Here is a 25,799-nt window from a genome sequence, read left to right as displayed (position 1 = left end):
AGATTTCTTGGTTTGTCCTATTCTCTTAGTGACCGGACATCCTCCAGTGTTTCAAGGAATATAGATTTTGATCAGTGCCCGGAAAGGTTCAGCAGCTCAAATGGAGTATCGGGGACTTCTTCAAAGACGAGGATTTTGGATCTAGGATCATCATCGCGCAGTTTTCGCAATGCAAAACGGGCGGCCAGCAGTGCCAGCACAAGTCCCCACAGATACCAGACGCTCTTGACCAGCAATGCATGCTCCAGGCTGGGCAGTATGGAAGAGAACACCCACAAGCCAAGGACATAGAACAACACAATCACGGTGGCATTCTGGCTCCAGGCCGGGTAAGCACAGGCAAAAGGAATTTTTGCGAAGCGGCGTAGCAGAATGTCCGCAAGCAGGTAACATCCAGCAATCAACACCGCGGTCAGCGCACTTCCTGCTGCCCAGCCCCAGTAATACACATCCAGCGGCAGGCAGACCAAAAGAATCCAGGGCAGCACAAAAGTCAGAATAACTTTTCTGGCTGCGTCGGCAGGCGCGCGTTGTTCATTGTCCAGAATCACGCGATGCACCCAGTTGGCCCGCAGTTCCGCCGGCAGATCAAACACGAAGCGCAGTCCGCAAATCAAAAAATACGCCAGGATAAACGGCACTGAAATTATCGCCGCGCTTGGCGCTGCGCCCGGTTCTTGATTCACGGCGGAAAGCAGCGTTTGCGAAGCGATCACAATGCCCAGGCCGGCAAACCCGCCGAAAATCAGGGAATGACGGTCATTCCGCAAAAGCGTCTTCATGGCAAAGCGATAAGTGGCGCGCTCGTAAGCCGACCGCAAAACAACCAGATCCATCAGCCGCATGGGAAATAGAATTCGCGGAGCGCGGCTTCTTAGCGTGGTGTCCAGCGTTTCCGGAACGCGTATGAAGTAGCGGTAATAACTCAGCACATATACCAGCGGCGCTAGAACAGCCACGGCAATTACGGCCCAAAGGCCAATCGTTCCCATCTGCGCCATTGCGGCATCGGCCTTGCCCAAAATCATGCGCGACAAGCCAAGAAACCAGACTGGAGGAAGCCATCGCAAAAAAGAAGAAGCACCTGGGTGAAGCGCGCTAAGCAAAGGTGCAACGGCAAACGTCGAACACAACAGGCCCAGCAGCAGAATCACTATGGACACTCGGACGTAAATGGAAATCCGGCGAAAGATGCTGTCCGGCAGCAGCACCATCAGGGTGCCAATCAGGGCGAACAAGGCAAATGACACAAACAGGCTGGCAAGCAGCACACCGGCAAAATGCGCGCGAGCGAACTGTACATACGCGGCGAACTTTGGCTCTTCCATCGTGACTACCATCGGGAAAAACAATGATGAGACGGCATTCACATCCACGGCAAAAGCAATGGCGATTAAAACAATGGCGGTAACGTTGGCCAGAAATATTCGGCGAGTGGCGATCGGCAGCGGCGCAAGATTCATGTAATCCCGGCGGTCAGGGAAGATGCTGTCCCATTTGAGGACTGTCACAATGCCGGTGATGGCCATGGAAAACGTGAGAAAGAAATACTGGTCGGGTATGGAAGTGGCATAAGGATCAAAGTTGTGATTGCCGCGAAGAAAGCGCAGCAAGCCCGAGTACTTATCCAGCAGCATGATGGAAATGAAAGCGCCAGGAGCGGCCAGCAGCGCCAGCACCGTCCCAGCCCCGAGCTCAAGCCCGCCCTCTCCGTCGCCGGAAAAGAGCTTCATGCCAAAGTGCGCCACCAGCCGCCAGAACGGGCGCTCCAGCAGGTGTGTCCAGCGCTTGTGGATGGTTTCGCGCGCGATGGTGATCACGGCGCGGCCATCACTTCTACAATGTCATGCGCAATCTGCTCCGCATCCTGCTCTTTGACCAGATGAGAGAAGGAGTCTTCCAGCGTGGCAAGTCCGGTCATTCTGCTCACCTCGCTGACTGATCCATGCGCCGCAACTTTTCCTTTACTCAGGATCAGCAGGTGGGAACAAAGTTTTTCCACCACCTCAAGCACGTGCGAGCAATACAAAATGATCTTGCCCTGCTCACTGAGCGACTTCACTACTTTTCTGAAGATCATGGCTGAAGTCACGTCCAGGCCGGAAAGCGGCTCATCGAAAACCAGGATTTCAGGATCGTGCATCAGGGCGGCAATCAAGAGAATGCGTTGCCGCATGCCTTTGGAATACGAAGCGATGGTGGCGTGGCGAAATGGAAACAGCAGAAACAGTTCCAGCAGCGCATCGGCGCGTTTGCGGAGCTGCTTTTGGTCCATCCCGCGCAATATCCCCACAAACTCCAGGTATTCCCATCCCGTCATGTAGGGATAAAGCAGCGCTTCCTCAGGCACGTAGCCCAGCACCTTCTTGTAGCCCGGCAGATCATCTTTGATGTCGTTGCCGTGGAACAGGACTTTGCCTCGGGTGGGCTCCATCAGGCCGGTAATCATCTTTACCGTAGTACTTTTGCCGGAGCCATTAGGTCCCAGGTAGCCCAGAATTTCTCCCGGGCGGACGGTAAAATTCACCTGACTTACGGCGGGAAGGCTGGCGTAACACTTTGTGAGACCGATTGCTTCAAGCATAAGGTCGCCTCATCAACGCCATTTCAGGAAAGACACCGCGGGGCGCTTGCGGGTTCCCGAGAATGGCGACAAATATTCCTGTCCGGGGCCGAAGGTATTCCGGTAAAATCAGGGTGTAAGGCGTGCTATACGAGAATACTACATATAAAGAATACTACATAGGGTTGCATTCGGAACATGGAAACTGCGGCAAGAATTTCCCACACGTCGGCGCTGATCCTGCAAACCATCCGGTCAGGCTATGTTTACGGTTTTGACATTATGGACGTCACCGGCCTGCCCAGCGGCACCATCTACCCCGCGTTGCGCCGCCTGGAAAAGGAATCGCTGATAAGCGGCGATTGGGAAGACAGCAAAATTGCGCTGCGCCAGGACCGTCCGCCCCGCCGCTATTACAAACTTACGCGCCAGGGCAAAGACGCGCTCATCAATGCCGTGGAGCGTTATCCGCTACTGGCTAAGCTGGCCCCGGAAGAGAAGGTAACGCGCCGATAGCGAAGGAAATGTTGTGCAGCCCAATCCTCAAATCCGACTCCTGATCTGGCAATGTAAGTTTCTGCTGCGCAGCGCAAGTTTGCTGGTTCCCAAAGCGCAGCGCGCCGCCTGGTACCAGGAGTGGTATGGCGAGATATGGCACTGGCTTCACTTTTTGGCAGAGTCCGGCCGGCTGAATTCGCATACGACCATGGAACTGACCCGGCACTGCTGGGGCGCGTTCCCTGATGCGGCGTTCCATCGCTTTGATCACAAGAAAGTCACACGCGTGCTGGACGAAGAGCCGCGCTCCGCACGTTTTTGCCTGAGTGCAATCCTGATCGCCGTTCTTGGCTTGATCTTAGTCACGGGTTTTGCGCCCACTATTCGGGCAGGATTCAAGCCCCTTCCGTTCCCTCAGCCGGACCGTTTGGCGTACCTTTCCTTGCACGCAAGTTTTACTAAATACGACGAACAAAATTTGTTTCGTGAAGCCGCGAAATGGGCGGAGAGCAGCAAAACCGCAGAAATGGTTGCCGCGTACTCCTGGCACCCCGTCTCTCTCAGGTTCGGGCACGATCAGATCAATGATTTCAGCGCTCGCGTTTCGCCAAACTTCTTTGACCTGTTGGGCAACAACGCCGCAAGGGGCCGGCTCTTTACCCCGGCAGATGAAACCACATGTGCGGGCTGCGTGGTGATTAGCCATCGCTTGTGGGAAGCGCAACTCAATTCAGATCGCAACATCGTAGGCAAGACGATTTCCGTGGACGACCGCCCGGGCATCGTGATCGGCGTGCTTCCCGAGAGTTTTGTATTTACCTTTCCTGAAGTGTCTGTCTGGATGCTGCCGAGCTGGGGCAAAGCCACCAACAATTTCGCTGATCGGACCGGCGCAGTCCTGCGCATGGGGCCTCATGTGTCTCTTTCTGAAGCCCAACAGGAGTTTCGGCGGTTCGCCCAGATCAACGAATATTCAAAACCGCAGCTTGAATCATTTGTTTCGCGCGCACGGCAGGGCGTGAAGCTTTATTTGTTTTTCACGGTGCTGTCATTGTTCGGCGGAATCGCGCTGGGCAGCAGCCGATTGGGTGGCGCCAAGACGCGCAAGCTCAAACTGAGCTGGTGGCACACGCTCCGGTGGTGGGGATTCTTCTCTCTCAAAACATTGCTGCTGCTTGCACTTTGCTTTGTGGGTTCGCTGGAGCTTACGGGACGCGCTTCGATCATACTCACAGGATCGGTTCATCCTCTGGTCGGACCATTTGCCACGTGGCTTTTTCTCGTCACAGCGATGGTGGCACTTTCCTGGTCATTGCACGATCAAGGCCGCCGTTGCCGACTCTGCCTGCGGCGGCTCGGCAATGAAGCGTCCGTGGGGACGCCAAGTTACCTGCTGCTGGATTGGTGGGGAACGGAGCTTGTCTGCTCCGATGGTCACGGCCTGCTCCACGTTCCGGAGATGAAATCCAGTTGGCAGGAATTTGACCAGTGGGTTTCACTCGACGAATCATGGAAGCCGCTGTTCGAGCATGAAGAGCCGGTGCATACTCCGTAACCGTACGCTACTGAACGCTACCGCCGTTTCCTGGGCCATCGTCATCGTCGCTGGTCATGCCGGCAAAAGGATCGTCATCGTCACTGGCAGGGCCGGGTTTCTTTTTCGCTGACGCCTGATCGCCTGAAGTCTTGTCTTTCTCTTGTTCTTGCTTGTGCTCCTCGCGCATCTGTTTCAGCTTTTCTTTTTGTTCCGGCGTCAGGACGCTAAACATCTGCTTATGCGACTCTTTGCGCAGCTCTTGCATCCTGGCTTTTTTCTGATCGTCGGTCAGTGAGCTGTCCTGGCGGATAGTCATGCCCTGTTTCCGCATGTCCCGGCCGATCTGCTGAAACTGCGTTTTTTGCGCTTCAGTGAGGTTGAGCTTCTCGGCCAGCATGGCCATGTGCTGGCGCTGGCGTTGCGCGGCGGCGCGGCGCCCCTGCCATCTCTGGCCTCCGGTTTGGCTGCCACTTTGCGGCTGGCTGCTCTGGTCTTTGCCCTGTTCCTGTGCCTGCATCCCGAGCGGTATGAACATCAGCGACGTAAGTGCCGCAATTGCAATACGATGACAAAACCGTTGCATGGTCTTTCCTCCCGCCTCATACTAACCCGCAGGGGTAGGTGAAGTTCTTTTCGACCACCCGAAGGTAACTTTTGCGTTTATTTCGGGTTTGCTACGGTTGTGTGATAGCGGGAGGAAGTTGGCGATGAAGAAATATCTGATTTCGGTGGCGCTCAGTCTTGCAGCGACCTTCCTTTTCGCTCAGGAACATGATCACAGCCAGGGCCAGCAAGCACCCGTCGGACAAAGCGAATTAAATGCCACTACAGAAGCCATGGGACGCGGCCACAACCATGAAGAACACCAGCACATGGCCGCACATATGTACATGACTGAGTTAAGGCCTGCCCACGCGGGCGACGCAGCCAAGGCACAACAAGTTGTGGAGCAGGCGCGCCCGGCACTGGAGAAATATCGCGACTACAAAGTGGCGCTTGCAGAAGGCTTCAGAATTTTCCTGCCCAACGTCCCGCAGAAGATGTACCACTTTACTAATTATGAAAATGCCATTGGTGAAGCTTTCCGCTTTGATCCCACGAAGCCAACATCTCTTTTGTATGAAAAGCACGGAGACGATTACAAGCTGATCGGCGCCATGTACACCGCCCCGGTCCGCTTCAGTGAGCAGCAACTTGACGAGCGGATTCCGCTCAGCATGACGCAATGGCACCAGCACGTGAATTTGTGCAAGCCGCCCAAAGGCCGCGAAATTGAGGCGTTGCGCAAAGATGCCAGATTCGGATTGAATGGCTCCATCTCAACCGAAGAAGCCTGTGAGGCTGCCGGCGGCACGTTCATGCCACACGTCTTTGGCTGGATGGTGCACATGTATCCATGGGAAAAAACGCCGGACGAGATCTGGTCGGTTGAACGCCAGTTGAAAGACAAGCCCGGATCAGAGCATGAGCATCATGATCACGGAGACATGAAATAACATCCGAAAGTCAACCGACATGCTTGAGTTTCTTCTGCCTGTGCGGCGGTAAGGCGCTATCTTTAGGAAATGAATGCATGGGAGCGAGTAGAGGTTCCTCGCTGCGCTCGGAACTTTGGCAAGCTACCCAATCCTGATCTCAATCTCTTTGCCCGACGCTTCCTTCGTCGCAGGATGCCGCAGCGCCGCCACAACAAAGGTTGTTCCTGGTTCAATCAGGATCGGATCGAGCCGGTAGCTATCTGCTTCTACGGTGAGCCGCACTTTTGTGCCACAGTATTCAGGGAACTCAACGTTCTGCCGCGCGCCACAGCAAACATAAAGAGACAGCAGATCACAAAACTGCAGAACGTCGGTGAGTGCTTCCAATTCTTCCGGCGTGCGCTCCTGCTTCGCCGCCAGCTTGGCTTGCCTTGCAGCTTCATTCTGAAAAAAACTTTCTATTGTCGCGTGGGAGCTTTCAGAAGTCTTGGATGAATTTGCTTTCGCGATCCGCTCAAAGTGGCGGCTCACAATGTATCCGCCGGTTGCGCTGGCAGAGGCCGCCACGTCTATGGATTTTTCCCACGCATTCACAAACTCCCCCACGCCGCACGCGACAAAGGATCTTGGTACGCCCTGGCCGATTGACCTGCTCTGCATGATTGCCTGCGCGTCAGGCATGCCCCAGCCAGCATCGTGCAAAGCGATTCCGCGGATCACGGAAGCATCGAGGTTTGGCAGATTCGCGCCGGCCATGCGCGCGGCGAACTCACCGGAGAGCGCAGCGTGAGAAGGCTGCGTGATCATCCAGCAATCGCCGGCGATCTGGCGTTGAGATTGTTCCACCATGCTCCACGCCGGCAGAAAATCTGTGCTGGTGGCGGGGATGGGATTGAGCGGACGCAGAATCATCAGCTTGAACGTCTCTTGGCCATGCGTCGCGGCACCGCCATGGCCCTGGCGGGACCGCTGCTGGAAGGCGGCTTCTTCATTCCATCCAGCAGCTCTTTCAGAGCGACGGCATTGTTACGCTCAGAGTCTTTCGACGCATACACCAGCGTCACGCGCTCATATTCGAACAAAAGTCCGTACAGTTTTTCCAGATCGGCTGAAGCGGCGGGCGTATTCAGTTCTTTGAAGTAGCGTTTCTTGAAAATGATCCAGTTTGCGCTGGAGTGGAACCATTTGCGCAGGCCGTCAGACGGAGCGAGCTCTTTCAGCCAGTGGTCGATGCGGGCTTTCTCTTTCTTGATTCCGCGCGGCCAGAGCCGATCCACCAGCACACGCTGGCCGTCAGCGAGAGAAGGCTTGTCATAAGCGCGTTTGATTTCAACCGGCATGGACTTGGCCGCAGTTCTGTCTCCAGGGGGTTTTCAAAACGCTACACTACAGACATAATAGTCACTTGAGCCGAATAGCGTCCATTCTTCTGATGACAGTATTGGCCGGACTGCTGTCCGGTTGCGGCAAAGATCCCGCCAAGATGACCGATGCTGAATTGGGATTGAATGCAGAGCAATCCCACGGGCGCAAGATCTTCAACATTTACTGCGTTAACTGCCATCCCGCGTATTCCTCCAGCGGGAACAAGGGACCAGGGCTGAAAAAGCTGTATCAAAAGCCCTACCTGCCCAGCGGCCTGACCGCGACTGACGAACACGTGATGCAAAGCATTATTCGCGGTCGCGGCATGATGCCCCCATTCGGCGGCCAGCTTGATCAGCAGGAGCTGCAGGAAGTGATTGCGTACCTTCACACGCTGTGAGCTACCGTCCAGATTGTTGACTCAGCGTTCGATCCATTCAGCGCGGCGCCGGCGCTCTTTTTCGATCTTGTCCGCTTCTCTCAGCTCGGATTCAAATGCTTCCGCTTCCTTGCTCCAGCGGAGCGTGTTCCTCAAGGCGACGGCCAGACACACGACAAAGGTCGCGGCACTAACATAAACGCTGATATCGGGACTCCTAGAGGAGATACCGAAGGTAGGTATTCTACCGAACAGCACCCAAACAAGCGCCTGGGCGAACGCCACAACAAACGGCAGAATGATTTTCCAAAAGAGTCTGGCCCAGATACTTTTCATGCTCACCCGTCGATGATAGAGGGAACTCGACACTCTATTGCGCGTGCAGTCCAGGAATCTTCGGCAGCGCTGTGTTTTTCTTGTGTTCAGCGTCTACCAGCGATTCCTCAAACTCCTCGCCCTGCTGATACCAAAGACTGACATTCCGCCACGCGATAAAGCAGCACATCAGAAAGATAGCAGGCACAAAGATGAGTGGCATCCACAACCCGATACCGGCAAAAATCAAGAAGCTGTAGAGGCTGCCCAGAGCGACCGACAGAACTACTCTCACAGCCTGCATGGGAAATGAAACAGGGGCACGATTCTTTTTTCGATCCGGGAATGCATGCGGATCAATAAAGGAATGGGCAATGTCAGAGGCGATCAAGACGGCTAAAACCGCCGCGCCAGAGTATGCCAGAGCTTTCAGAAAACCGGAATGAAACAGGTGCGTGCAGGTAAGCAAGCCAGCCCCGGCCAGTGGCGCCCACCGTCCCAGCGGAGCATGCAAAGACGATAGCCATCGAATGATTGTGCGTATGTTTTCCACCACAGAATCTGGAGTTTAGAGCCAATTTCGGACGATTAAAAGTTACCTCGGTGCGCTATCCAGGCTGGAACGGCCTGTGCATCGTACAATAGAGATTCACATCTAATACCCTAATGGCCAGCTCCATAGAACTCGTCCAGATTGACCTTGCGCCGCGGCGTCCGCACAAGAAGCCTGAGTGGCTCAAGGCGCGCGCCCCCATGGGCGACAATTACCACGATCTAAAGAGGCTGGCGCGGACGCTGGATTTGCACACGGTTTGCGAGTCAGCGCAGTGTCCTAACATTGGCGAGTGCTGGAACCACAAGACCGCCACGTTCATGCTGCTGGGCAATCTCTGTACCCGGCGCTGCGGCTTTTGCGCCGTGCCCAAAGGCAAGCCGGAGCCGCTGGATTGGGACGAGCCGCGCCGCGTGGCTGAAGCCGTGGCTACCCTGGGTTTGAAGCATGCCGTGGTGACCAGCGTGAATCGCGACGACGACAATATGGGCGGGGCAAAGATTTTTGCGGAGACTATCCGCCAAGTCCGCGAGCAGGCGCCCGGCTGCCAGATTGAAGTGCTCATCCCGGACTTTCAGGGCCGTGAAGATTGCCTTAAAGTGGTGATTGATGCGAAGCCAGAAGTTTTGAACCACAATACTGAAACGGTTCCGCGACTCTATCGCGCGGTGCGGTCTGGCGCGCGCTATGAACGCACACTGGACCTCCTCAGCAACGTAAAGCGCTTTGCGCCAGACATGGTTTCAAAGACCGGGGTGATGGTTGGCATTGGCGAAACCACGGACGAACTGCTGGAAGTCTTTCGCGACCTGGCCGCGCGCAAAGTCGATATCCTGACCGTCGGGCAATATCTGCGTCCCTCTAAAGACCACCTGCCCATGACGCGTTATTACACTCCGGAAGAATTTGCCTTCCTGAAGACTGAAGCTCTCAAGATGGGCTTCCGCCACGTCGAATCGGGGCCGCTGGTGCGCTCGTCGTATCATGCGCATGAGCAGGCTGAGTCAACCGGGCTGATCAGTCCAATTGTTGCCGAGCGTAACTAAAACCGGAATCCAAAACCAATGCTCAATTGAATTGCATTGTTAGCGAATGCCGGCGCGTGAAGAGTTCCTCCCGGCACGACAATGTTTCTTGAGCGATAGTGGATACTCGTATTCCCAGCATCAAACCGAAACACGCTGTGATGGGCCGCGTAATATTCGATGATTCCGCCGGCATCGAGCGCGATATCAGTAAAGGGAGCGTTTGTGAAAGTTACAGCATCCGGCTCAGTTGCGCTATAGCGCTGGATTCCAGGCCGGAATTTTCCAAAGACGCCCAATCGACCTCTCCTTACTCCGGCGCGCACGCCGGCAAGCAGTTGAAACATCCTTCCGCCCTGCTGAAAGTCAGCCAGATGAATCACCCGTGGAAAGAACGTGGAGCTTGCGTCCAGGCCAACATACTTGCTGAAATTCCAGGTAAGCCAGCCGCCGCCGCCCGATTCATCACGAACGAATTTTTGAAAACCGCGATTGGACGAAAATAGTGAATACTGCACGCCTGCCGCGAATCGCTGTGACGCAGGCGACCTTTCGCGCCCATCATGCAAGCTGCCCAAACGATAAGCGGTTCCCACCTCAAGGTGCCAAGGTGCCACGATACGTCCAGCGGCAGTTACGATAAAGCCACCGTCGGGAGATCTGAATTCGGTCGAGTCGCCATAACGGACCAGCAAGCGTCCAATATCGAATCTCAGAATAGTGCGGGCTGAAGGATAAAATTCTGTGGCCACTCCCAAGTCCAGGGCTGCATGGGTCTTTCGTGCGGTGTCCCGGCTTCCGAAAACAGCGGCGCTGGTAAGGACGTTGCTGAAGCTCATTACCCCCGCTCGCGCTTTGAAGAAAACGCCGAATCTGTCCCGCCGAATTCCGGCCTTGGGACCAATGAGACCGACGAAAGCCCTGCCTCCATCCTGAAGGCTCTTCGGCGTGGTATTTGTAAAATAACCGTTAACCTCGGACTCAATGGCGACGCTGGGAGTGAAGTTGTATGTAAATCGCTCTCCCATGCCGACATCGGTGAGCGAGAAAATGCGATTTTGGAAAAGAATCGAAGTTTCCGCTCCGATTTCTGCCCTTGTGAACTCCTGCGCAATGGCTGCGTAAGACAACAGCGTGACGATGACTGAGAGAAGGGATACAGTTCTACTTGCGTTCATATACCCCCTGAAAATGCGGTAACCCTCCCAGAATGAAAAAGGCCCTGCTTTCTTGCAGGGCCTTTGCTGACTTTATTTTGTTAACCAGCTCACCATACATGGCAGGCATTTGCCCTGACCATGGGCTGGCCGGTTTTGCATCCCCAGGCCTTTTGAAATTCCGGCATGTTCTGCACTACACCGTTCGCGCGATATTTTCCCGGTGAGTGCTCGTTATTCAGTGCCAGCAGGCGTCCCATCTGGTCTGTCTGGTTCTGGCACCAGATCTGTCCCCAACCAATAAAGAGACGCTGCTCCGGCGTAAATCCGTCAATTTTCTCGGGCTGCTTGCCGGCATCGCCCATGGATTTCATCAGCGCCATGTAAGCGATGCGTAGGCCGCCATTGTCGGCAGTGTTTTCACCCAGCGTTAGTTTGCCGCGAACGTGAACATCGTCCACCGCCACAAACTGGTCATATTCATCCACAATGCACTGTGTTCGTGCCTTGAAGGCTTTTTCGTCTTCCGGAGTCCACCAGTTCTTGAGGTTGCCTTCAGGATCGAATAGCGCGCCCTGATCGTCAAAGCCATGCGTGAGTTCGTGGCCGATCACGGCGCCCATGCCGCCGAAGTTAAGCGCGTCGTCGGCCTTAAAGTCATAAAATGGCGGCTGCAGAATGCCGGCGGGGAAATTGATATCGTTTTCTGTCGGGTCGTAATAGGCGTTCACCGTTGGCGGGGTCATCTGCCATTCCTGTTTGTCCAGCGGCTTGCCGATTTTGGCCAGCTCGCGATGCATTTCAAACGCGTTGGCCCGCAGCGAATTTCCCAGCGCATCACCGGGTTCAATTTTCAACGGGGTATAGTCGCGCCACTTGGCGGGATAACCGATCTTGTTCTGGATGGCGGCCAGCTTTACCAGCGCCTGTTTTTTCGTGACCTCTGACATCCATGGAAGCTCGGTGATGTCCTGGTGCAGTGCTGTTTCTAGTTGGTTCACCATTTTCAGCGTGCGTGCCTTGGCTTCCGGCGGATAATACTTTTCGACAAAGATCCGGCCCAGAGCTTCGCCCAGATCGTTATCAACGGCCGCGACGCAGCGTTTCCAGCGCGGGCGCATCTCCTTGGCGCCCTGCAGGGTCTTGCCGTAGAAGTTGAAATTTTCGTCCTGGAACGCCTTTGGCAGCGACTCAGTCTGAGAGTGCACCAACTGCCAGCGAAGATAAGTCTTCAGGTCATCCACGCTGATGCCCTTCAGCTCGGCATCTAGCGCCTTAAAGAAATTGGGCTCCACTACGTTGAGACTGTCCAGCGGAGGAGCGCCCACGCCGGTGAGATACCTGGAAAAGTTGAAATCAGGCGTGAGAGACTGCCACTCCTTGACTGGCATCTTGTGGTAAACGCGCTCGGGCTCGCGCCGTTCCACACGATCGCCAGAGCCTTTGGCCAGCGACGTTTCCACGTTCATCACGGTAGTGGCTTCCGCGGCGGCCTTGTCTGGTGAATCGCCCAGCAGCTTGAACATGTTGGTAACGTGCTGCAGGTACTGCTTGCGCAGTTCAACCGATTTGGCATCGTCTTTCACATAATAGTCGCGGTCCGGCAGGGAGAGCCCGCCCTGGTCCGCCTGCGCGATGACCTGCTTGGCGTTTTTGAAGTCCGCGCCGGAGCCGAAGGAGAACAGCGCACTGATGCCCTGCCCATGCAAATATGCAATCAGCGCCGGCAGCGTGGACTTATCGCGCAGGGCATTGATGCGGTCAAATTCCGGCTTAAGGACAGCCACACCTTTCTTCTCAATCGCAGCCTCATCCATGCATGTGGAGTAATAGTCACCGATCTTTTGCTCATTGGCATCACGATTCTGGGCCTTGGCCGCGCTTTCCAGGATTCCACGCAACTCCTCCCGATTTCGTTCCGCCAGCTCTCCAAAGCGGCTCCAGATTGACTGGTCTGCGGGAATGGGATTGTTCTTGATCCATCCTCCGCATGCGAACTGGTAGAAATCCACACAAGGGTCAGCGCTCTTGTCCAGTGAGGAGGCAACTGAGTTGGCGGTCATTTTGCTTTCCTGTGCCGGAAGCTGCAGGGCCACGGCGGTGAAGAAAACGATTGCGATCAAGATTCGAGATAAGCGCATTTGTTCAGCCTCAAATAAAGTTGATTAGAGTTCATGGCAAACAATGAACGAGGTGCAGGACATAAAAAACAGAACCACTTGCACGGGCTAAAACACGCGGAAGCGGATAGTGAGATATTTCTTGGGATTTTCACGGATCGCCTTCACCAGGTTCCGCGTCTCGATCAGCATCTGATCAGTATTGTTGTAGAGCGATGGGTCTTTAAACAGCTTGCCCGCGCTGCCTTCGCCTGCTTCCAGCCGGTCTGAAATTGAAGAAAGTTTTTCAATGATATTTTGCAGCTTCCGGGAAAGTTCTTCGTCCTTCAATAATTTTCCCGCAGCGCCGTGGCCGGCATTGAGGTCAGCAAGCAACTTGTTGCCTGTGGCAATCGCCTGGTTTGCGTTGTTGTAAAGGGCGTCGTCCTTTACCAATTTGCCCAGGCTGCCATGGCCCTGATTGATCTCATCCACCAACTGATCGGCCTTGGTCACCAGCGAGTCCGCTTTGCGATACAGGCTGTCATCGGAGAAAAATTTTCCGATAGTGCCTTTACCGTTGTTCACGTCATTCAGCAACGCCTGCACCTGATTCAGGATGGCATTGACCTTGTTGACCATTGCGGGATCGTAAATGACCTTTCCCAGCGAACCATTGCCATTCTGTATTTCCGCCAGAATGGAATCCGCGCGTTTCACCAGCACGTCAATGTTTTGCAGCGATGTCTGGCTCGTGCGCACGACATCCTGAATGCCAGGAGCGTTGCCGGGAGGCAATTCCGTACCGTCTTTTACGATCGGCCCCTTGGCGTCTTTGCTGTCGATATCGACAAACGATTCGCCAAGCACGCCGGCAGTTTCGATAGTCGCTTTGGAATCTGTGTGAATGAACTGCTGAAAATCCCTGTTCACCCGCATCACTACCTGCACAGGGCTAAGCGGCTTTCCGGGGACAACCTTGACCGATTTCACGTTGCCGATCGCCACGCCTTGCAAGTCCACAGGCTGCCCTGTGCGTATGCCTTCAGCGTTATCAAAGTACGTGATGAGAGTAATTTTGCTGGTAAAAATGCCGCCAGTCCCGCTGATCAGGAAGACAAGCAGGGCCAAGGTCACTGAACCGACAATTACGGTGATTCCGACCTTTAGTTCAGACCACCTGAGCTGCTTTTGACTTGGCAATGGAATGAAGTAACTACGCGAAAATAATAGCAGATGCCCGCGTAAGTCACTAAAATTCCGCAGCTTTCGGCGAACTTAGGGGGTTGAAAAGCGCGACGGCAATGCCGAAACTTCTAAAGTTCTTCTAAGCTATGGCGGCGCCTTTCCACGTCCGTGAGCAGAGACCCGCGAGCAGGTACGCTGCCGCCGCGCAAAGCAAAGTGATCGTCAGGCCAAAGTGAATGGCAATAATCATGGCCATGACAGATCCCAGGACGCTGGCAGCGGCGTTGAGCGCCCAGGCCCATTCCACGGTCTTGACCAAACGCAGCCCGGTGGGAAAGGGCATGCCCATCAGGAAGCCGAGCGGCGCTAATACTATCCCGCTTACAAATAGCTTAATCACAAAGGGCAGCCCAATGGCGGCTGAGAGTAGCCACGGCAGCAGGGCTACGTCTATCGCAATGATGGCTGCGATGATTCCAAGCAGCGGAAGAATTTTGTTGCCGCTGCCAATCTTGTGCCGTGCTGCTACGCTGCCGGCACCGCTGGAGAGCAGAAGCAGAAAGACCACCACGGTCAAAGCATATGTGGGATGGCCGAGGAAAAGCACAAAGCGCTGGATAAGAGAAATTTCGACGAGGATGAAACCGAAGCCCACGGCAATGAAGTAAAGGAGAGCAACTATGCCGGTCTTGGGCGCGCCCTGGCGGTGACGATGCAGAGCTAAAGGCAAAATCAAGAAGGCAAGAACGGCCACAATCGAGATGATCAGCAACATTCCCAACACGACAACGCCCAGGTTGATGCGCCAGTCCATGCCGCGGCCAGTTCCGGCCAGAATGTTTTCGATCACGTGCCGGGTCTTTAAGGTGAAAAAGAAAAATGGAGCGCTGTCACTCACGGGCGAAACGTTATAAGCGTAGTTGCGGGCGAAACCCGCCGGATCATTCGATTCGATCAGGTTGCGGAAGGCCGCAGCCGCAGGCGGAAGAGGCTGCAAACCGGCATACTCGGCGGTGGGATTCAGCCAGAACAGATTCGGATTTTCGCGAACGTGCGCCGCGACGGCAGCATACTCTGCGGAGGTGAACGGATTTTTCTTGGCCAGCACCAGCACTGGACGCCCGTCTTCATTCAGTCCGCCATCGGCAATCAGCACAAAATTGTGGCGCGGGTCAGGTACTCCAATCGCGTGCAACGCTTCAATCCCCTGTGAGACCACGCGCAACGCCTCGCGCGGCTGCTTGAACTCCCAGCGTGTAATCGCAATCATGCCGTCCGGCTTGAGGTGATCGAAGTACTCGCGGAAAGCCTCGGTGGTGTACAGATTGTTTTCGCTCAGCGCAAACGCGCCTGCCGCCGTCGAGGCCCACGTATCCACGAGCGTCATCTGAACCACATCGTATTTATCGTGCGAGCTGCGGATGTACGAGCGGCCATCCTGTACGTGAATGTGGACTTGAGGCTGGTCGTAAAGATGGAAAGAGTAGTCCGCGTAGCGGCCGCGCATTACGTTGTTGGCGATCGTTGGATTGATCTCAATTCCCGTGACGCTGGGGCTGCCGTTGGCGACGGCCCGCATCACGTCCACGCCGCCGCCGGGGCCGATGATGGCAAAGTCGCCATGAGGACGCAGCACATTGGCGACGGAAGGCGCAGCGGACATTAGGCTCTTCTTCCAGTTGAACCCAGACGTCTCTGGAAGCCCCGTGTACATTGGCGTTGCAGAAGCATTCTGCTCCCAGCGCGCCGGATCCACATTCATGATTGCCGTGGTTGCGTCCGCGTCAATCACAACGTAGCGCCCGCCAAGCTGTGTGCTGACTTCAATGCGGGAGATGGCGTTCCAGCGCGAATACTCAATCCACTTGGGATCGCGAAAGACGCCTTTGGCATAAATCACGTCAATGATCTTGCCGGAATAGTTGGCGGCCATCAGCAGAACAAATATCGCGGCCAAAGCATAAGCGGCACGGCGTAGCTTGATTTTATCTGCCCATAAAGCAGCGGCCATGGCCATGCAAGCCGAGGCGAGGAGCAGCGCATTTGGCGCGCCAACAAAGTTCAGCAATGGCACAACTGCCAGGCAGGCTGTTGCGCCTCCGGCAAGATCGGCGCCGTAAAGTTGCGAGATGTGATCAGACGACCTGGCAAACAGCACGGAGAACAAAAGTCCGGTGAGGAAGAAGGGCACCGCTGCTGCGATATAAATAATCGTGAGCTTGCCAAAGTTCCGGCCCGTAACTTCAAGCGAAACCGGGGTATGCAGCACCACTTCCACCGAACACAGGATAAAGATCGAGTTCAGCAGGCATAGCCATGCGCCCAGGGTTCGCATATCAAAGCGCGTCAGCCATTCCTGGCGAATGTGGGCAAACACGCCGCCCGATCCCAGACCCAGCAACGCCACGGAGATGGCAAAAAAAGCAAAGTGATAGAAAAGCACCACGCTGAATAGCCGCGTAAGCGCCAATTCCAGCAGCAGGCTGGAAAGGCTGACAAGGGCGACGGCCAGCATGGTGGAACCTGACAACGTTTGGACCGGGGCAATTTGAGGATCAGCAGCGAAGGTGGATTGGGCCATCTCGATTCAGGTTCTCACAGGGAAGAGTTTTTGTGAATCCCGACACCGAAGGCGGAGGATCGCTGCTGGCTAAAAAGCCTTTGAGCAACAAACGAGAAGGAGCCAAAGCGAAATCGGCAGGAAGGGTTTTGGCTCAAGGCAGGCAGGTTGAAAGGATGTAGAGATCCCTCCTCTTTCACAGGCTCAAGGTCGGGATTTCATTCACCTTCCAAAATCACGTGAGCAATCGCCTGCTCCTTAGTGTGGCTCAGCGAAAGATGTGTACGCTTGCAGCCGAGTCTCGCAGCGAACTCCGCCGCCTTGCCGTGAAATTCCAACAGCGGACGCTGGCCGGGCATCCGGACGACCTCTACATCCTGCCAGGTTACGCCGTGGCGCAGCCCGGTTCCGATGGCCTTCATCCCGGCCTCCTTGGCGGCAAAACGGGCGGCCAGACGCTCCGCGGCGTTGGGCTTGGCCATGCAGTACCGCAGCTCGGCTGAAGTAAAGACACGCTTAAGAAAACGGTCGCCAAAGCGCTGTACGGCAGCCTGGATGCGATCCACTTCAGTGATGTCAACTCCAGTCCCTACAATCATTTAGGTCCCTATGCCAAGGTACCATATCGTTGGTTACCCGGTTCTAAGCCAAGCCTTATTTATTAGAGACAACTCAGGATTTTCGAGGGTATAATACCCCTCGCGTTGTTTCAGAAGCGTTGTACAGCAGCAATGCACCCCCTGCAACCTGTCTGCACTACCCTCAGAAAGGCGCAAATTTCAGAAACAAGGAATGCGTGCGACACATGGAACAAGGAACAGTGAAGTGGTTCAATGACGCAAAGGGTTACGGCTTTATTTCCAGGGAAAACGGTGAGGACGTGTTCGTTCACTTTTCCGCGATTCAGTCCAACGGTTTTCGCAGCCTGAAAGAAGGCCAGCCAGTTACTTTCAACGTCGTCAAAGGTCCAAAAGGGTGGCAGGCAGAAAACGTACAGGTGTTGTAAGACGCAACAGATTTTGAGATTGAGGCGGCCAGAAATGGGCCGCCTTTTTCAGTTTGGAGGGAGCGACAACAGTCTTTCCAATGCGCGGGCGCTCCCGGACAATCGGCTGGTACCTTTTCCGAAACTTTCTTCTTCACGACCTATAATCGATCTGGTGCTGGTTTCTGACTTTGACTTTTACCTCCCGGAAGAGCTGATCGCGCAGGAGGCCCTTGCCGACCGCAGCAGCTCCCGCCTGTTGCATCTCTCGCGGTCGAGCGGCCATTTTGAAGATCGAAAGTTCACTGATTTGCCCGGCCTGCTTCGTCCCAGCGACCTGCTGGTTTTGAACAGCAGCCGCGTTTTTCCGGCGCGCCTTTACGGCCACCGCGCCGGGCTGCACGCGCAGCCGCTCAGCTCCAGAAATCCCGCATCTCGCGATTTTCTTCATGGCCGCGTCGAGGTGATGCTCACTCGCCAATTGGGACTACTGGAGTGGCAGGCATTGGTGCGTCCGGGCCGGAAGATAGGGGTGGGAGAGAAAATATTCTTTTCTTTGGAAGACCCTCAACGCGGGGGCGCAAGGGACAACGCAGCCATGTTCGCATCGCGGCCTGGTGATCCGGATGCGGCGGTGACGGCGCAGGCCGCGGAATTGACTGCGGAAGTGATTGCCCGAGGGGAGTTCGGGGAACGCACTTTGCGTTTTGATCCCGTGCCTGATTTTTTTGCCATAATGGAGAAGCTGGGGCATGTTCCGCTGCCACCTTATATCGCGCGTGAAGACCGGCAGGAAGATCGCGAGCGCTACCAGACGGTCTATGCACGATCAGAAACTACTGGCAGCGTAGCCGCGCCCACCGCAGGCCTGCACTTTACGCCGCAGGTCCTTGCCGACATACGCCAGCGCGGCATTGAGATTGCCGAACTGACTCTCCACGTCGGTCTGGGGACGTTTCAGCCAGTGCATGTGGAGAATGTGGAAGAGCACAAGCTGCATCGCGAGAGCTATTCGATTTCTGAAACTGCGTCCGCGCAGATCAATCGGGCACTGGCGGAGAAACGCCGCGTTGTGGCGGTGGGGACGACGACGGTACGGACGCTGGAATTTGCGGCCTCGCAAAATGCTTTGAGTTCGGCGGGAACAGCGACTGTCAGCGCCGGTTCGGGCGAAGCCGACATTTTCATCTATCCTGGATTCCAATTCCGCGTGGTCGGCGCACTGCTCACGAACTTTCATCTGCCCAAATCCACGCTGCTGATGCTGGTGGCAGCCTTTGCCGGCCGGGAAAACGTGCTGAAGGCATACGCTCATGCCGTCGAGGAGAGATACAGGTTCTTTTCCTATGGCGATTGCATGTTTGTGGAATGAATCGATTCTTACAGCAGAACATCTTCTGTTAGTCGAAAGGAATAAAGATGATCATCAATCTCAAGGATAAGAGCGCGATTGTGAGCGGGTCAACGGCGGGGATCGGACATGCAATTGCGCATGGGCTGGCGGAAGCCGGAGCTTCGGTGATCGTAAACGGGCGCACGCAGGAGCGAGTGCAGCAAGCGGTCGAGAAGATCAAGGCCGCACTTCCAAAGGCCGACGTAAAAGGTCTTGCCGCCGACCTTGGAACAGCCGAAGGCGCGCAGGAATTGATTAAGCAAGTGCCTGAAGCTGACATTCTGATCAACAATCTGGGCATCTTCGAGCCCAAGCCGTTCTTCGATATTCCCGATGAAGATTGGGAGCGCTTCTTTCGCATGAACGTATTGAGCGGCGTTCGGCTGGCGCGGCATTACACGAGAGGCATGGTGGAGCGCAAGTGGGGGCGCGTGATTTTTATTTCCAGCGAGTCTGGCGTGCAGATTCCGGCGGAGATGATTCATTACGGCATGACAAAGACCGCGCAGCTTGCGGTTTCCCGCGGGCTCGCGGAGACGGTTGCCGGGACCGGCGTTACCGTAAACGCGGTGCTGCCCGGCCCTACGCGGTCTGAGGGCGTGGAAAAATTTGTGGAGCAAGTGGGAAAGCAATCGGGCAAGAGTTTTGAGCAGACGGAAAAAGATTTCTTTCGCACCATGCGGCCGTCATCGCTGCTTAAGAGGTTTGCAACGAATGAAGAGGTAGCGAACATGGTGGTCTATTTATCGTCTGAGCAGGCATCAGCAACGACTGGCGCCGCAGTGCGCGTGGATGGCGGCGTAGTGAGGGCAATCGTGTAGAAATGTAGAAATTGGTCGAGGGCCGTTTGATGGACTTTCGCGCGCAGCTTTGTGAATCGTGGTCGACGCCTTCATCGTCTAAGCTTGTAGACTCAAATTGCGGCGGCTTCTCTCTTCTTCAATAAAGGACCCATAACAGGTTGCGATCCCGGCTCTTCGTCTTTGTCAGCATCGTGCAGGCGATTCTCTTTTCAGCGCACTGGTTCGTGTACGCCACGGTGGCGTGCTTCTGGGGTGGCTGGGCCGCATCATGGCAGATGAAGCTGGCATTCGCGCTGCTTTCCATGAGCTTTGTGGCGGCGTCTCTGCTTGGCTGGTATTCGTATAGCCCTCCGGTGCGTTTCTTCTATCTGATCTCCGCGCTCTGGATGGGATTTGCCAGTTACTTCTTTCTCGCGTCCATTGCCAGTTGGATCGTATATGGCGTGAGCGCCGTCGGCGGCTTGAACTGGCCCCCGGCGTGGATCGCCGATGCGACATTCGCCGCCGCTATGGCAGCAGGTCTTTACGGAATTCTGAATGCGGCGTGGCCGCGGGTGGTGCGCATTTCAGTCACACTGCCTAACCTGCCAACGCAGTGGCGCGGACGAACAGCGGCGCTGGTCAGCGATCTCCATCTGGGACATGTGCGCAATGGCCGCTTTGTGCGGCGCATGGTGAACAAGCTGCTGGCACTTCAGAATGACATCGTCTTTGTGGCGGGCGATCTCTACGACGGCGTTGCCGGAGACTTTGAAAAGCTAGCGCGACCGTGGGCGGACCTGGTCGCGTCACCCAAGGCGGCAGCGCTGGGCGTCTATTACATCGCGGGAAATCATGAAGAGTTTTATCGCAATGCGGAATATCTGCCACCACTGCTGCGGGCAGGCATACGTGTCTTAAACAACGAAAAAGTTGAGGTCGATGGGCTGCAGCTCATCGGTGTGCACTATCGTGATGCCGTAAACGCAGACCAGTACCGCTCAATACTGCGGCGCATGAACCTCGATCGCAACCGCGCCAGCGTTCTGCTGCTGCACGCGCCGGTGCGGCTACCTATCAGCGAGGAAGAAGGCATATCATTGCAGCTTTCCGGCCATACTCATGGCGGGCAGTTCTTTCCGTGGACGCTGATTGCCCAGCGTGTCTGGAAAAAATTCATCCACGGACTGCAACGGTTCGGCGCTTTACAGGTTTACACAACCTATGGCACCGGCACATGGGGTCCGCCGTTGCGGGTGGGAACGCGGCCGGAAATCGTGCTGATCACGTTCGAAGCAGCCGGCAATTAGCACTTAGCAATTGGCCAGAACAGCACTCGGCACTCAGCAGTCAGCATTCAGCCCTTTACGTATTCCGACAAGAACCTTTGCCAGATGGCGACCGAGGCAAACAGAAGACCCTTGCGAATTCCAGGACTGCGGAAAGATCGCTGATTGCTCTATACTGAATCAGCATGCTTGCCTTCAAACGTATTCTTCTCAAGCTCTCCGGTGAAGCCCTGGCCGGGGACAAAGGTTTTGGCGTCGAAACCAGCCGTATTCACTCCATCGCCGGCGAAATCAAGGAAGTGCACGAACTCGGTGTGGAGATCGCGCTGGTGGTGGGCGGCGGCAATTTTTTCCGCGGCGTGGCCGAGCAGGCGCGCGACATGGACCGCGTCTCTGCCGACCACATGGGCATGCTGGCCACGGTAATCAACTCACTGGCCTTACAGGATGCGCTGGAAAAACAGGGCGTGCATACCCGCGTGATGTCCGCGCTGGAGATGAACCAGGTGGCGGAGCCATTTATCCGGCGGCGCGCGCTGCGGCACATGGAAAAAGGCCGCGTGGTGATTTTTGCCGGCGGCACCGGCAATCCTTATTTCTCCACGGACACAGCGGCTTCACTGCGCGCCATGGAAATCAAGGCTGACGTAATCATGAAAGCCACCAAGGTGGACGGCATCTATGACGCCGATCCCAAGCTGGTGAGCACCGCGACGATGATCGAATCCATCAGCTATCTTGACGTGCTCAAGCGCGGACTGCGCGTGATGGACGCCACCGCAATCTCTCTCTGCCAGGAAAACAGCCTGCCGATCGTGATTTTCAACCTGAATGTCCACGGCAATATCAAGCGCGTGGTTACGGGTGAAAAGGTAGGATCGCTGGTTTCCGCTTAGGAAGATCCTTCGCTGCGCTCAGGATTTCGCCTGCGGGCTCCCGCTGCGCTCACGCCCGCAAGTCGGCTCAAGGTAGGATCGCTGGTTTCGGCGTAGCGCGTACTGTCTTCACGCCCTGTCAGATCACCCGCGAAATAAGCTTCAGAAAAAAGCCCAGCAACAGGAGAATGAATCCGCCCAGAAAAAGCCGCGGCATCCAAGACCTGCTCTTGCCTGTGGCCACGAAAGAGATGCACAGGGCAATAAACCACATGAGTAAGGCAAGTTTGAGGATCACTAGGGCGGATTATACAACCGGCAAACACGCGACAGTGATCTCTTTCATTGTCTCAACAGGCTCTTCCGAGCTGCCGGAATTTTATGCAGCGCCGGTCATGGTCTTGATCTTTGTGATTTTGCTGCCCAATATCTTCTTTGCCGTGACAAGCTCGTAAGCGGCCTGCAGGTTCATCCAGAACTCCGCGGATGTCCCGAAAAACTTTCCCAACCTTATGGCCATATCAGCGCTGACGCCGGTTTTCTTCAGAAGAATGTCATTGACTCTCTGGGCGTTCACATCGATTGCTTTGGAAAGCCGATATCCGGTTATATTCATGGGCTTGAGAAACTCATGCTTTAGAATCTCGCCCGGATGCACGGCCCAGGCAGCGGACCCTCGTCTTTCATAGGCCATCATGATCTCCCTGCTAATGGTAATCAGTTATCTCCACGTCATAAGCGTGCCCATCTTTCCAGCGAAAACAGACGCGATATTGGCGATTGATCCAAATTGCATGTTGCCCTGCGCGATCCTTTTTAAGGGAATGAAGCTTATTCCCCGGAGGAACTTTGAGATCATCCAACCGCGTTGCGGCATCGACCATCTGTAATTTTCGCCTGGCAACAGAACGTAAATTTGGAGGCGTCTTGCCACCTTTGCCAGTCTCCCAGAATTTCCGAGTTCCTTCATCGGCAAACGAGTGAATCACGGTTGATCCCGGATGATATTAGCCGGTAGGACTAATCATGTCAAGCATGATGCATGCGTTTCATGACTATTGTGCCCCCCGTCGGGCCTGCGGAAGCTTCTCAGGTCGCTCCGCTGCGCTGCGCGACGGCCTGCGCGCAAGGAAGAATCGCTTTCAGCCCGTCTTTACGGCACGACTACGCTGCTTTCGCATCGCTTCGCTCGGCTCAAGCAAAACGCTAAAGTCGTGCCCTGACACTTGGCTCGTGGACTGAAGCGTGCGACACCCTTACCGTAGAACCTAAAAAAACAAGAGCCAGCTTTTGCGAAGGGATGGGGTACCCAGCGGCTTTGCTGAATGCGAAAAATGGCATCAGCGAATTACCGTGTCAACGCTGTCTTTATGATTCCTGCCACCTCCGACAGGTCCTCAGGATGATTTTCAAGCAACCATTTTGCCAGCGCTACTGAATCGCGAGTCTTAAGATATTCAACTCTGTGCTCGGAAAGATCGCCAAAGAGAAACTCTAAGACCCTACCAGCATGAATCGTTGCTTCCCATTGGTCTTGAACAGTTAATGGAGTGAAGAAGCGAGCGTCCGTCGCCATCCTATTGAGATTATCCTGAATTACGGCCTCAGTGATTGGTTCGGGGCTGAAGCCCTGAAGTGAATTCATTACGGCTGCAATTGCGACTGGTCTCAATAAATAATTTTCGAACATACGCCTTGGCAAAAACATCGCCTTGTCATTGCTCTGACGAACAAGTTCATTGATCTGTTGTTGGTTACGTGTCTCTCGATCTAGTATGAACGCGAGCGCAGGCGGAAGAAGCGGATTGCCTTGGGTGAGTGTCCGATACATGGAAAAGACTCGGACTGCATCTTTCCCCTCCAAATCGCCAGTCGCACTTACGGGTAAGACCCGTGTCCCCATCAAAGGAGCATTGCAAAGCCGCTCAATAATCTCAGGAAAAGCCTTCGCCTCCGTCGGACCTTCTACCCAAAGAATTCTGTCTGCCCCAAACGTATCTTGCATCTCAAGTCCCGTTGCATCCAAAAAAGATTGGAAAGAAGCTGTTTTAGTAAGATCAAATGTTTCGACGTGAGTTTCACCATCATATGTTAGAGCTATGATATTGCTCGGGCCAGCAGCTGAGATAATTGAAGGTGAATGAGTCGCAAGAATAAATTGATGTTGAGAGTACCTTCGCAGCACTTGAATCAATTTTACTGCTGATGCTGGGTGCAAGAAGCTCTGCGGTTCATCAATAATGATTGCACTGGGCTCATTCGACGTAAATACCACATAAAGAATTGCGAGCACCTGACCTATTCCCGTCCCAGTTTCGTCTAAGGGAACAGCCAGATCGTCTCTCCTTTTGGCTTTATCAAGGTTCCATATAACTACTTCATTCCCGGAGGTAATAGGCCGCGTGCTAACCCACTTCACCTGAGGGAAAATTTCAGAAACCAAACTGTTGAATTCTTCAAATACAACAGCGTTCGATTGCAGAACATGCAAAACCTCAGCGAGGTTTTCGGCGTTGGATGCGAGCTGAGGATTTATGCCATGTGGCGACCGGGCCTTAACCGGACGTTCTGAACTGAATCGGTATATAAGCTGCCGAAAATTATTGGCAAGATTCGCCCCCAGATCAGGGAGGCTAGAATTCCAGCGCGTCCCACTGAGCACTAGGTTTTCAGCTAGATCGAGCTGAAAAGGTATATGAAGATAATCCCTGCTACTATTTAAGAGTAGCGGGTATGTGACAAAAGACTGATAGCTACGGTTAGAAAGAACTTCACCGGAACTGCTAAATTTCAATTTAAAAACATAAATCGGCTGGTTGAGCCACCAACGTATTAGCTTGTCGACAGCGGGGCCATCCCAAATGTTGACTCCCAGCTCAGCAGCTAAATCGCTTCCTGCAGCTGGAACTGGAAGATTCACGTTCGCTCGGGTATTTCTGAGTAGCCTCTTCATTTCCGAATTAGCAAATTCCAATTCGACATCAGCCATAGAATGGCCTTCAGTAATGTCACCTCTATTGGGAACGGTCTTTTCACTGCGATGTGGTTTTGGTGAAAGTTGAAGGCTCAATATTTCTAAAAGAGCTGTTTTACCCGCCGCATTTTGGCCGATGACAATATTAAAGCCATTGGTGAGCGCAAATGGTTCCATTATGTAAATGCTCTTGTAGTTACCCGCCGCAAACGCGCGAATTTTCATAATTGGTTTTTATTCTATCCAGCGCGCAGCAATACTTGAAGTCTGCCGCTCCGCTGTGCTGGGCGTGTATCTCCACCCCTTCACGCGAATCGCGCGTCGGGGCCCCGGGCCTGCGGCGCAAGGAAAGATTTTTTTACTTGCTTACCCAGCGCTTACCCCTTCAGCGCGTTGCACCTCGGACCACGCTTCGTTTCGCCCTTCGGGCTCAGTCCAGGCTAAAGCCCAGACCTACTCGCTGTCGCGCCTAACGGCGCTGCATCTTCGTCTGGTAGCGCATCTTCTTTCCCTTTGAGGTTAAGCGTTGAATTCGTGCCCTTTCGCAAAAAGCGAAAAAGGTTTCGGTGTCCCATTAGAGCAGCGGAGCCGATCCCTCGCCTGCGCGCCCAAAGATTGTGGACGATCCACGTCGCTGAGCAGCGCTCGGCTTGATTTCATAACAACGACGGCTCCTAACGAGTGCCGAGTAAACTTGAGTTGACGAAAACCAAGACTCGGAACGAAAGGAGCCGCCAATGAAGATTATAGGCTGTGATTTTCATCCGAGTTTCCAGCAAATTGC

General features: G+C 54.7%; 25 protein-coding genes. 10 read left to right on the top strand and 15 right to left on the bottom strand.

Translation table 11 applies throughout. The features are described from left to right. Nucleotides 1-71: 71 nt before the first annotated feature. Both LAO76_25885 and LAO76_25880 read right to left on the bottom strand, forming a co-directional pair. Complete coding sequence (locus LAO76_25885) at nt 72-1,820, bottom strand: hypothetical protein (GenBank protein ID MBZ5494371.1); 1,749 nt, start codon at nt 1,818-1,820, stop codon at nt 72-74. Next, nucleotides 1,817-2,584, bottom strand: a complete 768-nt coding sequence (locus LAO76_25880; GenBank protein ID MBZ5494370.1) for an ABC transporter ATP-binding protein — start codon at nt 2,582-2,584, stop codon at nt 1,817-1,819. Before LAO76_25880 ends, LAO76_25885 begins: the two co-directional genes overlap by 4 nt. 177 nt (nt 2,585-2,761) lie before the next feature. On the opposite strand from LAO76_25880, the gene LAO76_25875 reads away from it, so the two are divergent. Together LAO76_25875 and LAO76_25870 are read left to right on the top strand one after the other, a co-directional pair. Beyond that, complete coding sequence (locus tag LAO76_25875; GenBank protein ID MBZ5494369.1) at nt 2,762-3,079, top strand: PadR family transcriptional regulator; 318 nt, start codon at nt 2,762-2,764, stop codon at nt 3,077-3,079. Nucleotides 3,080-3,092: 13 nt separating this feature from the next. Continuing rightward, on the top strand, nt 3,093-4,616 hold the full coding sequence (locus tag LAO76_25870) for an ABC transporter permease (protein ID MBZ5494368.1): 1,524 nt from the start codon (nt 3,093-3,095) through the stop codon (nt 4,614-4,616). A 7-nt stretch (nt 4,617-4,623) separates the two neighbouring features. On the opposite strand, the gene LAO76_25865 is transcribed toward LAO76_25870, so the two are convergent. Then, entirely contained in the window at nt 4,624-5,181 is a 558-nt protein-coding gene (locus LAO76_25865) for a hypothetical protein (GenBank protein ID MBZ5494367.1), read from the bottom strand. Nucleotides 5,182-5,305: 124 nt separating this feature from the next. Here LAO76_25865 and LAO76_25860 point away from each other — a divergent pair, with 124 nt between their 5' ends. After that, nucleotides 5,306-6,094: a hypothetical protein gene (locus tag LAO76_25860; GenBank protein ID MBZ5494366.1), complete on the top strand. Its 789-nt coding sequence runs from the start codon at nt 5,306-5,308 to the stop codon at nt 6,092-6,094. 123 nt (nt 6,095-6,217) lie between these two features. On the opposite strand, the gene LAO76_25855 is transcribed toward LAO76_25860, so the two are convergent. Together LAO76_25855 and LAO76_25850 are read right to left on the bottom strand one after the other, a co-directional pair. Next, nucleotides 6,218-6,988, bottom strand: coding sequence for a DUF3891 family protein (locus tag LAO76_25855; GenBank protein MBZ5494365.1), 771 nt, complete (start codon nt 6,986-6,988; stop codon nt 6,218-6,220). After that, nucleotides 6,988-7,416 carry a DUF488 family protein gene (locus LAO76_25850; GenBank protein MBZ5494364.1) on the bottom strand — a complete coding sequence of 143 codons (429 nt, stop codon included), beginning with the start codon at nt 7,414-7,416 and terminating at the stop codon, nt 6,988-6,990. The genes LAO76_25855 and LAO76_25850 overlap by 1 nt, the downstream gene beginning before the upstream one ends. Before the next feature lie 65 nt (nt 7,417-7,481). Between LAO76_25850 and LAO76_25845 the strand changes: the two genes are divergently transcribed. Beyond that, nucleotides 7,482-7,841, top strand: coding sequence for a cytochrome c (locus tag LAO76_25845; protein ID MBZ5494363.1), 360 nt, complete (start codon nt 7,482-7,484; stop codon nt 7,839-7,841). Between the two features lie 21 nt (nt 7,842-7,862). On the opposite strand, the gene LAO76_25840 is transcribed toward LAO76_25845, so the two are convergent. Together LAO76_25840 and LAO76_25835 are read right to left on the bottom strand one after the other, a co-directional pair. Then, a complete protein-coding gene (locus LAO76_25840) occupies nt 7,863-8,189 on the bottom strand; it encodes a hypothetical protein (protein ID MBZ5494362.1) in 327 nt (108 codons plus the stop codon). A gap of 1 nt (nt 8,190) precedes the next feature. Next, complete coding sequence (locus LAO76_25835; GenBank protein ID MBZ5494361.1) at nt 8,191-8,688, bottom strand: hypothetical protein; 498 nt, start codon at nt 8,686-8,688, stop codon at nt 8,191-8,193. Nucleotides 8,689-8,801: 113 nt separating this feature from the next. Here LAO76_25835 and lipA point away from each other — a divergent pair, with 113 nt between their 5' ends. After that, a complete protein-coding gene (gene lipA, locus LAO76_25830; GenBank protein ID MBZ5494360.1) occupies nt 8,802-9,734 on the top strand; it encodes a lipoyl synthase in 933 nt (310 codons plus the stop codon). Here the strand turns inward: lipA and LAO76_25825 are convergent. From LAO76_25825 to LAO76_25805, 5 genes are all read right to left on the bottom strand, one after another. After that, nucleotides 9,731-10,891: a hypothetical protein gene (locus LAO76_25825; GenBank protein ID MBZ5494359.1), complete on the bottom strand. Its 1,161-nt coding sequence runs from the start codon at nt 10,889-10,891 to the stop codon at nt 9,731-9,733. The genes lipA and LAO76_25825 overlap by 4 nt on opposite strands. 89 nt (nt 10,892-10,980) lie before the next feature. After that, entirely contained in the window at nt 10,981-13,011 is a 2,031-nt protein-coding gene (locus LAO76_25820) for a M13 family metallopeptidase (GenBank protein MBZ5494358.1), read from the bottom strand. Nucleotides 13,012-13,098: 87 nt separating this feature from the next. Then, the gene (locus LAO76_25815; protein MBZ5494357.1) at nt 13,099-14,172 is read right to left on the bottom strand and encodes an MlaD family protein; all 1,074 of its coding nucleotides are present in this window, start codon (nt 14,170-14,172) and stop codon (nt 13,099-13,101) included. A gap of 124 nt (nt 14,173-14,296) precedes the next feature. Beyond that, nucleotides 14,297-16,738, bottom strand: coding sequence for a hypothetical protein (locus LAO76_25810; GenBank protein ID MBZ5494356.1), 2,442 nt, complete (start codon nt 16,736-16,738; stop codon nt 14,297-14,299). A 197-nt stretch (nt 16,739-16,935) separates the two neighbouring features. Beyond that, entirely contained in the window at nt 16,936-17,316 is a 381-nt protein-coding gene (locus tag LAO76_25805) for a holo-[acyl-carrier-protein] synthase (protein MBZ5494355.1), read from the bottom strand. A gap of 206 nt (nt 17,317-17,522) precedes the next feature. On the opposite strand from LAO76_25805, the gene LAO76_25800 reads away from it, so the two are divergent. The 5 genes from LAO76_25800 to pyrH all read left to right on the top strand — a co-directional run bounded on the left by LAO76_25800 (nt 17,523) and on the right by pyrH (nt 22,062). After that, nucleotides 17,523-17,723: a cold-shock protein gene (locus LAO76_25800; protein MBZ5494354.1), complete on the top strand. Its 201-nt coding sequence runs from the start codon at nt 17,523-17,525 to the stop codon at nt 17,721-17,723. Between the two features lie 154 nt (nt 17,724-17,877). Next, on the top strand, nt 17,878-19,074 hold the full coding sequence (gene queA, locus LAO76_25795) for a tRNA preQ1(34) S-adenosylmethionine ribosyltransferase-isomerase QueA (GenBank protein MBZ5494353.1): 1,197 nt from the start codon (nt 17,878-17,880) through the stop codon (nt 19,072-19,074). 47 nt (nt 19,075-19,121) lie between these two features. After that, nucleotides 19,122-19,916, top strand: a complete 795-nt coding sequence (locus tag LAO76_25790) for an SDR family oxidoreductase (GenBank protein ID MBZ5494352.1) — start codon at nt 19,122-19,124, stop codon at nt 19,914-19,916. A gap of 140 nt (nt 19,917-20,056) precedes the next feature. Beyond that, nucleotides 20,057-21,187, top strand: a complete 1,131-nt coding sequence (locus LAO76_25785) for a metallophosphoesterase (GenBank protein ID MBZ5494351.1) — start codon at nt 20,057-20,059, stop codon at nt 21,185-21,187. Nucleotides 21,188-21,351: 164 nt separating this feature from the next. Then, complete coding sequence (gene pyrH, locus LAO76_25780) at nt 21,352-22,062, top strand: UMP kinase (GenBank protein ID MBZ5494350.1); 711 nt, start codon at nt 21,352-21,354, stop codon at nt 22,060-22,062. A gap of 358 nt (nt 22,063-22,420) precedes the next feature. Here pyrH and LAO76_25775 read toward each other — a convergent pair whose 3' ends face one another. The 3 genes from LAO76_25775 to LAO76_25765 all read right to left on the bottom strand — a co-directional run bounded on the left by LAO76_25775 (nt 22,421) and on the right by LAO76_25765 (nt 25,240). Further along, on the bottom strand, nt 22,421-22,735 hold the full coding sequence (locus LAO76_25775; protein MBZ5494349.1) for a HigA family addiction module antidote protein: 315 nt from the start codon (nt 22,733-22,735) through the stop codon (nt 22,421-22,423). A 13-nt stretch (nt 22,736-22,748) separates the two neighbouring features. Then, complete coding sequence (locus tag LAO76_25770) at nt 22,749-23,030, bottom strand: type II toxin-antitoxin system RelE/ParE family toxin (protein MBZ5494348.1); 282 nt, start codon at nt 23,028-23,030, stop codon at nt 22,749-22,751. Nucleotides 23,031-23,389: 359 nt separating this feature from the next. Beyond that, nucleotides 23,390-25,240 carry an ATP-binding protein gene (locus LAO76_25765; protein ID MBZ5494347.1) on the bottom strand — a complete coding sequence of 617 codons (1,851 nt, stop codon included), beginning with the start codon at nt 25,238-25,240 and terminating at the stop codon, nt 23,390-23,392. Nucleotides 25,241-25,799: the final 559 nt, after the last annotated feature.

The organism is Terriglobia bacterium (assembly GCA_020072645.1).
In the GTDB taxonomy this organism is placed as follows: Bacteria; Acidobacteriota; Terriglobia; order Terriglobales; family Acidobacteriaceae; genus Angelobacter.
This window is presented reverse-complemented; position numbering and strand designations above follow the sequence as displayed.

What these genes read in the sequence shown, in the direction of transcription:
- LAO76_25775 (MBZ5494349.1), bottom strand. Translation starts at nt 22,735, where the DNA reads ATGGCCTATGAAAGACGAGGGTCCGCTGCCTGGGCCGTGCATCCGGGC.
- LAO76_25810 (MBZ5494356.1), bottom strand. Translation starts at nt 16,738, where the DNA reads ATGGCCCAATCCACCTTCGCTGCTGATCCTCAAATTGCCCCGGTCCAA.
- LAO76_25855 (MBZ5494365.1), bottom strand. Translation starts at nt 6,988, where the DNA reads ATGATTCTGCGTCCGCTCAATCCCATCCCCGCCACCAGCACAGATTTT.
- LAO76_25800 (MBZ5494354.1), top strand. Translation starts at nt 17,523, where the DNA reads ATGGAACAAGGAACAGTGAAGTGGTTCAATGACGCAAAGGGTTACGGC.
- LAO76_25875 (MBZ5494369.1), top strand. Translation starts at nt 2,762, where the DNA reads ATGGAAACTGCGGCAAGAATTTCCCACACGTCGGCGCTGATCCTGCAA.
- LAO76_25880 (MBZ5494370.1), bottom strand. Translation starts at nt 2,584, where the DNA reads ATGCTTGAAGCAATCGGTCTCACAAAGTGTTACGCCAGCCTTCCCGCC.
- lipA (MBZ5494360.1), top strand. Translation starts at nt 8,802, where the DNA reads ATGGCCAGCTCCATAGAACTCGTCCAGATTGACCTTGCGCCGCGGCGT.
- pyrH (MBZ5494350.1), top strand. Translation starts at nt 21,352, where the DNA reads ATGCTTGCCTTCAAACGTATTCTTCTCAAGCTCTCCGGTGAAGCCCTG.
- LAO76_25850 (MBZ5494364.1), bottom strand. Translation starts at nt 7,416, where the DNA reads ATGCCGGTTGAAATCAAACGCGCTTATGACAAGCCTTCTCTCGCTGAC.
- LAO76_25805 (MBZ5494355.1), bottom strand. Translation starts at nt 17,316, where the DNA reads ATGATTGTAGGGACTGGAGTTGACATCACTGAAGTGGATCGCATCCAG.
- LAO76_25820 (MBZ5494358.1), bottom strand. Translation starts at nt 13,011, where the DNA reads ATGCGCTTATCTCGAATCTTGATCGCAATCGTTTTCTTCACCGCCGTG.
- LAO76_25860 (MBZ5494366.1), top strand. Translation starts at nt 5,306, where the DNA reads ATGAAGAAATATCTGATTTCGGTGGCGCTCAGTCTTGCAGCGACCTTC.
- LAO76_25765 (MBZ5494347.1), bottom strand. Translation starts at nt 25,240, where the DNA reads ATGAAAATTCGCGCGTTTGCGGCGGGTAACTACAAGAGCATTTACATA.
- LAO76_25790 (MBZ5494352.1), top strand. Translation starts at nt 19,122, where the DNA reads ATGATCATCAATCTCAAGGATAAGAGCGCGATTGTGAGCGGGTCAACG.
- LAO76_25865 (MBZ5494367.1), bottom strand. Translation starts at nt 5,181, where the DNA reads ATGCAACGGTTTTGTCATCGTATTGCAATTGCGGCACTTACGTCGCTG.
- LAO76_25825 (MBZ5494359.1), bottom strand. Translation starts at nt 10,891, where the DNA reads ATGAACGCAAGTAGAACTGTATCCCTTCTCTCAGTCATCGTCACGCTG.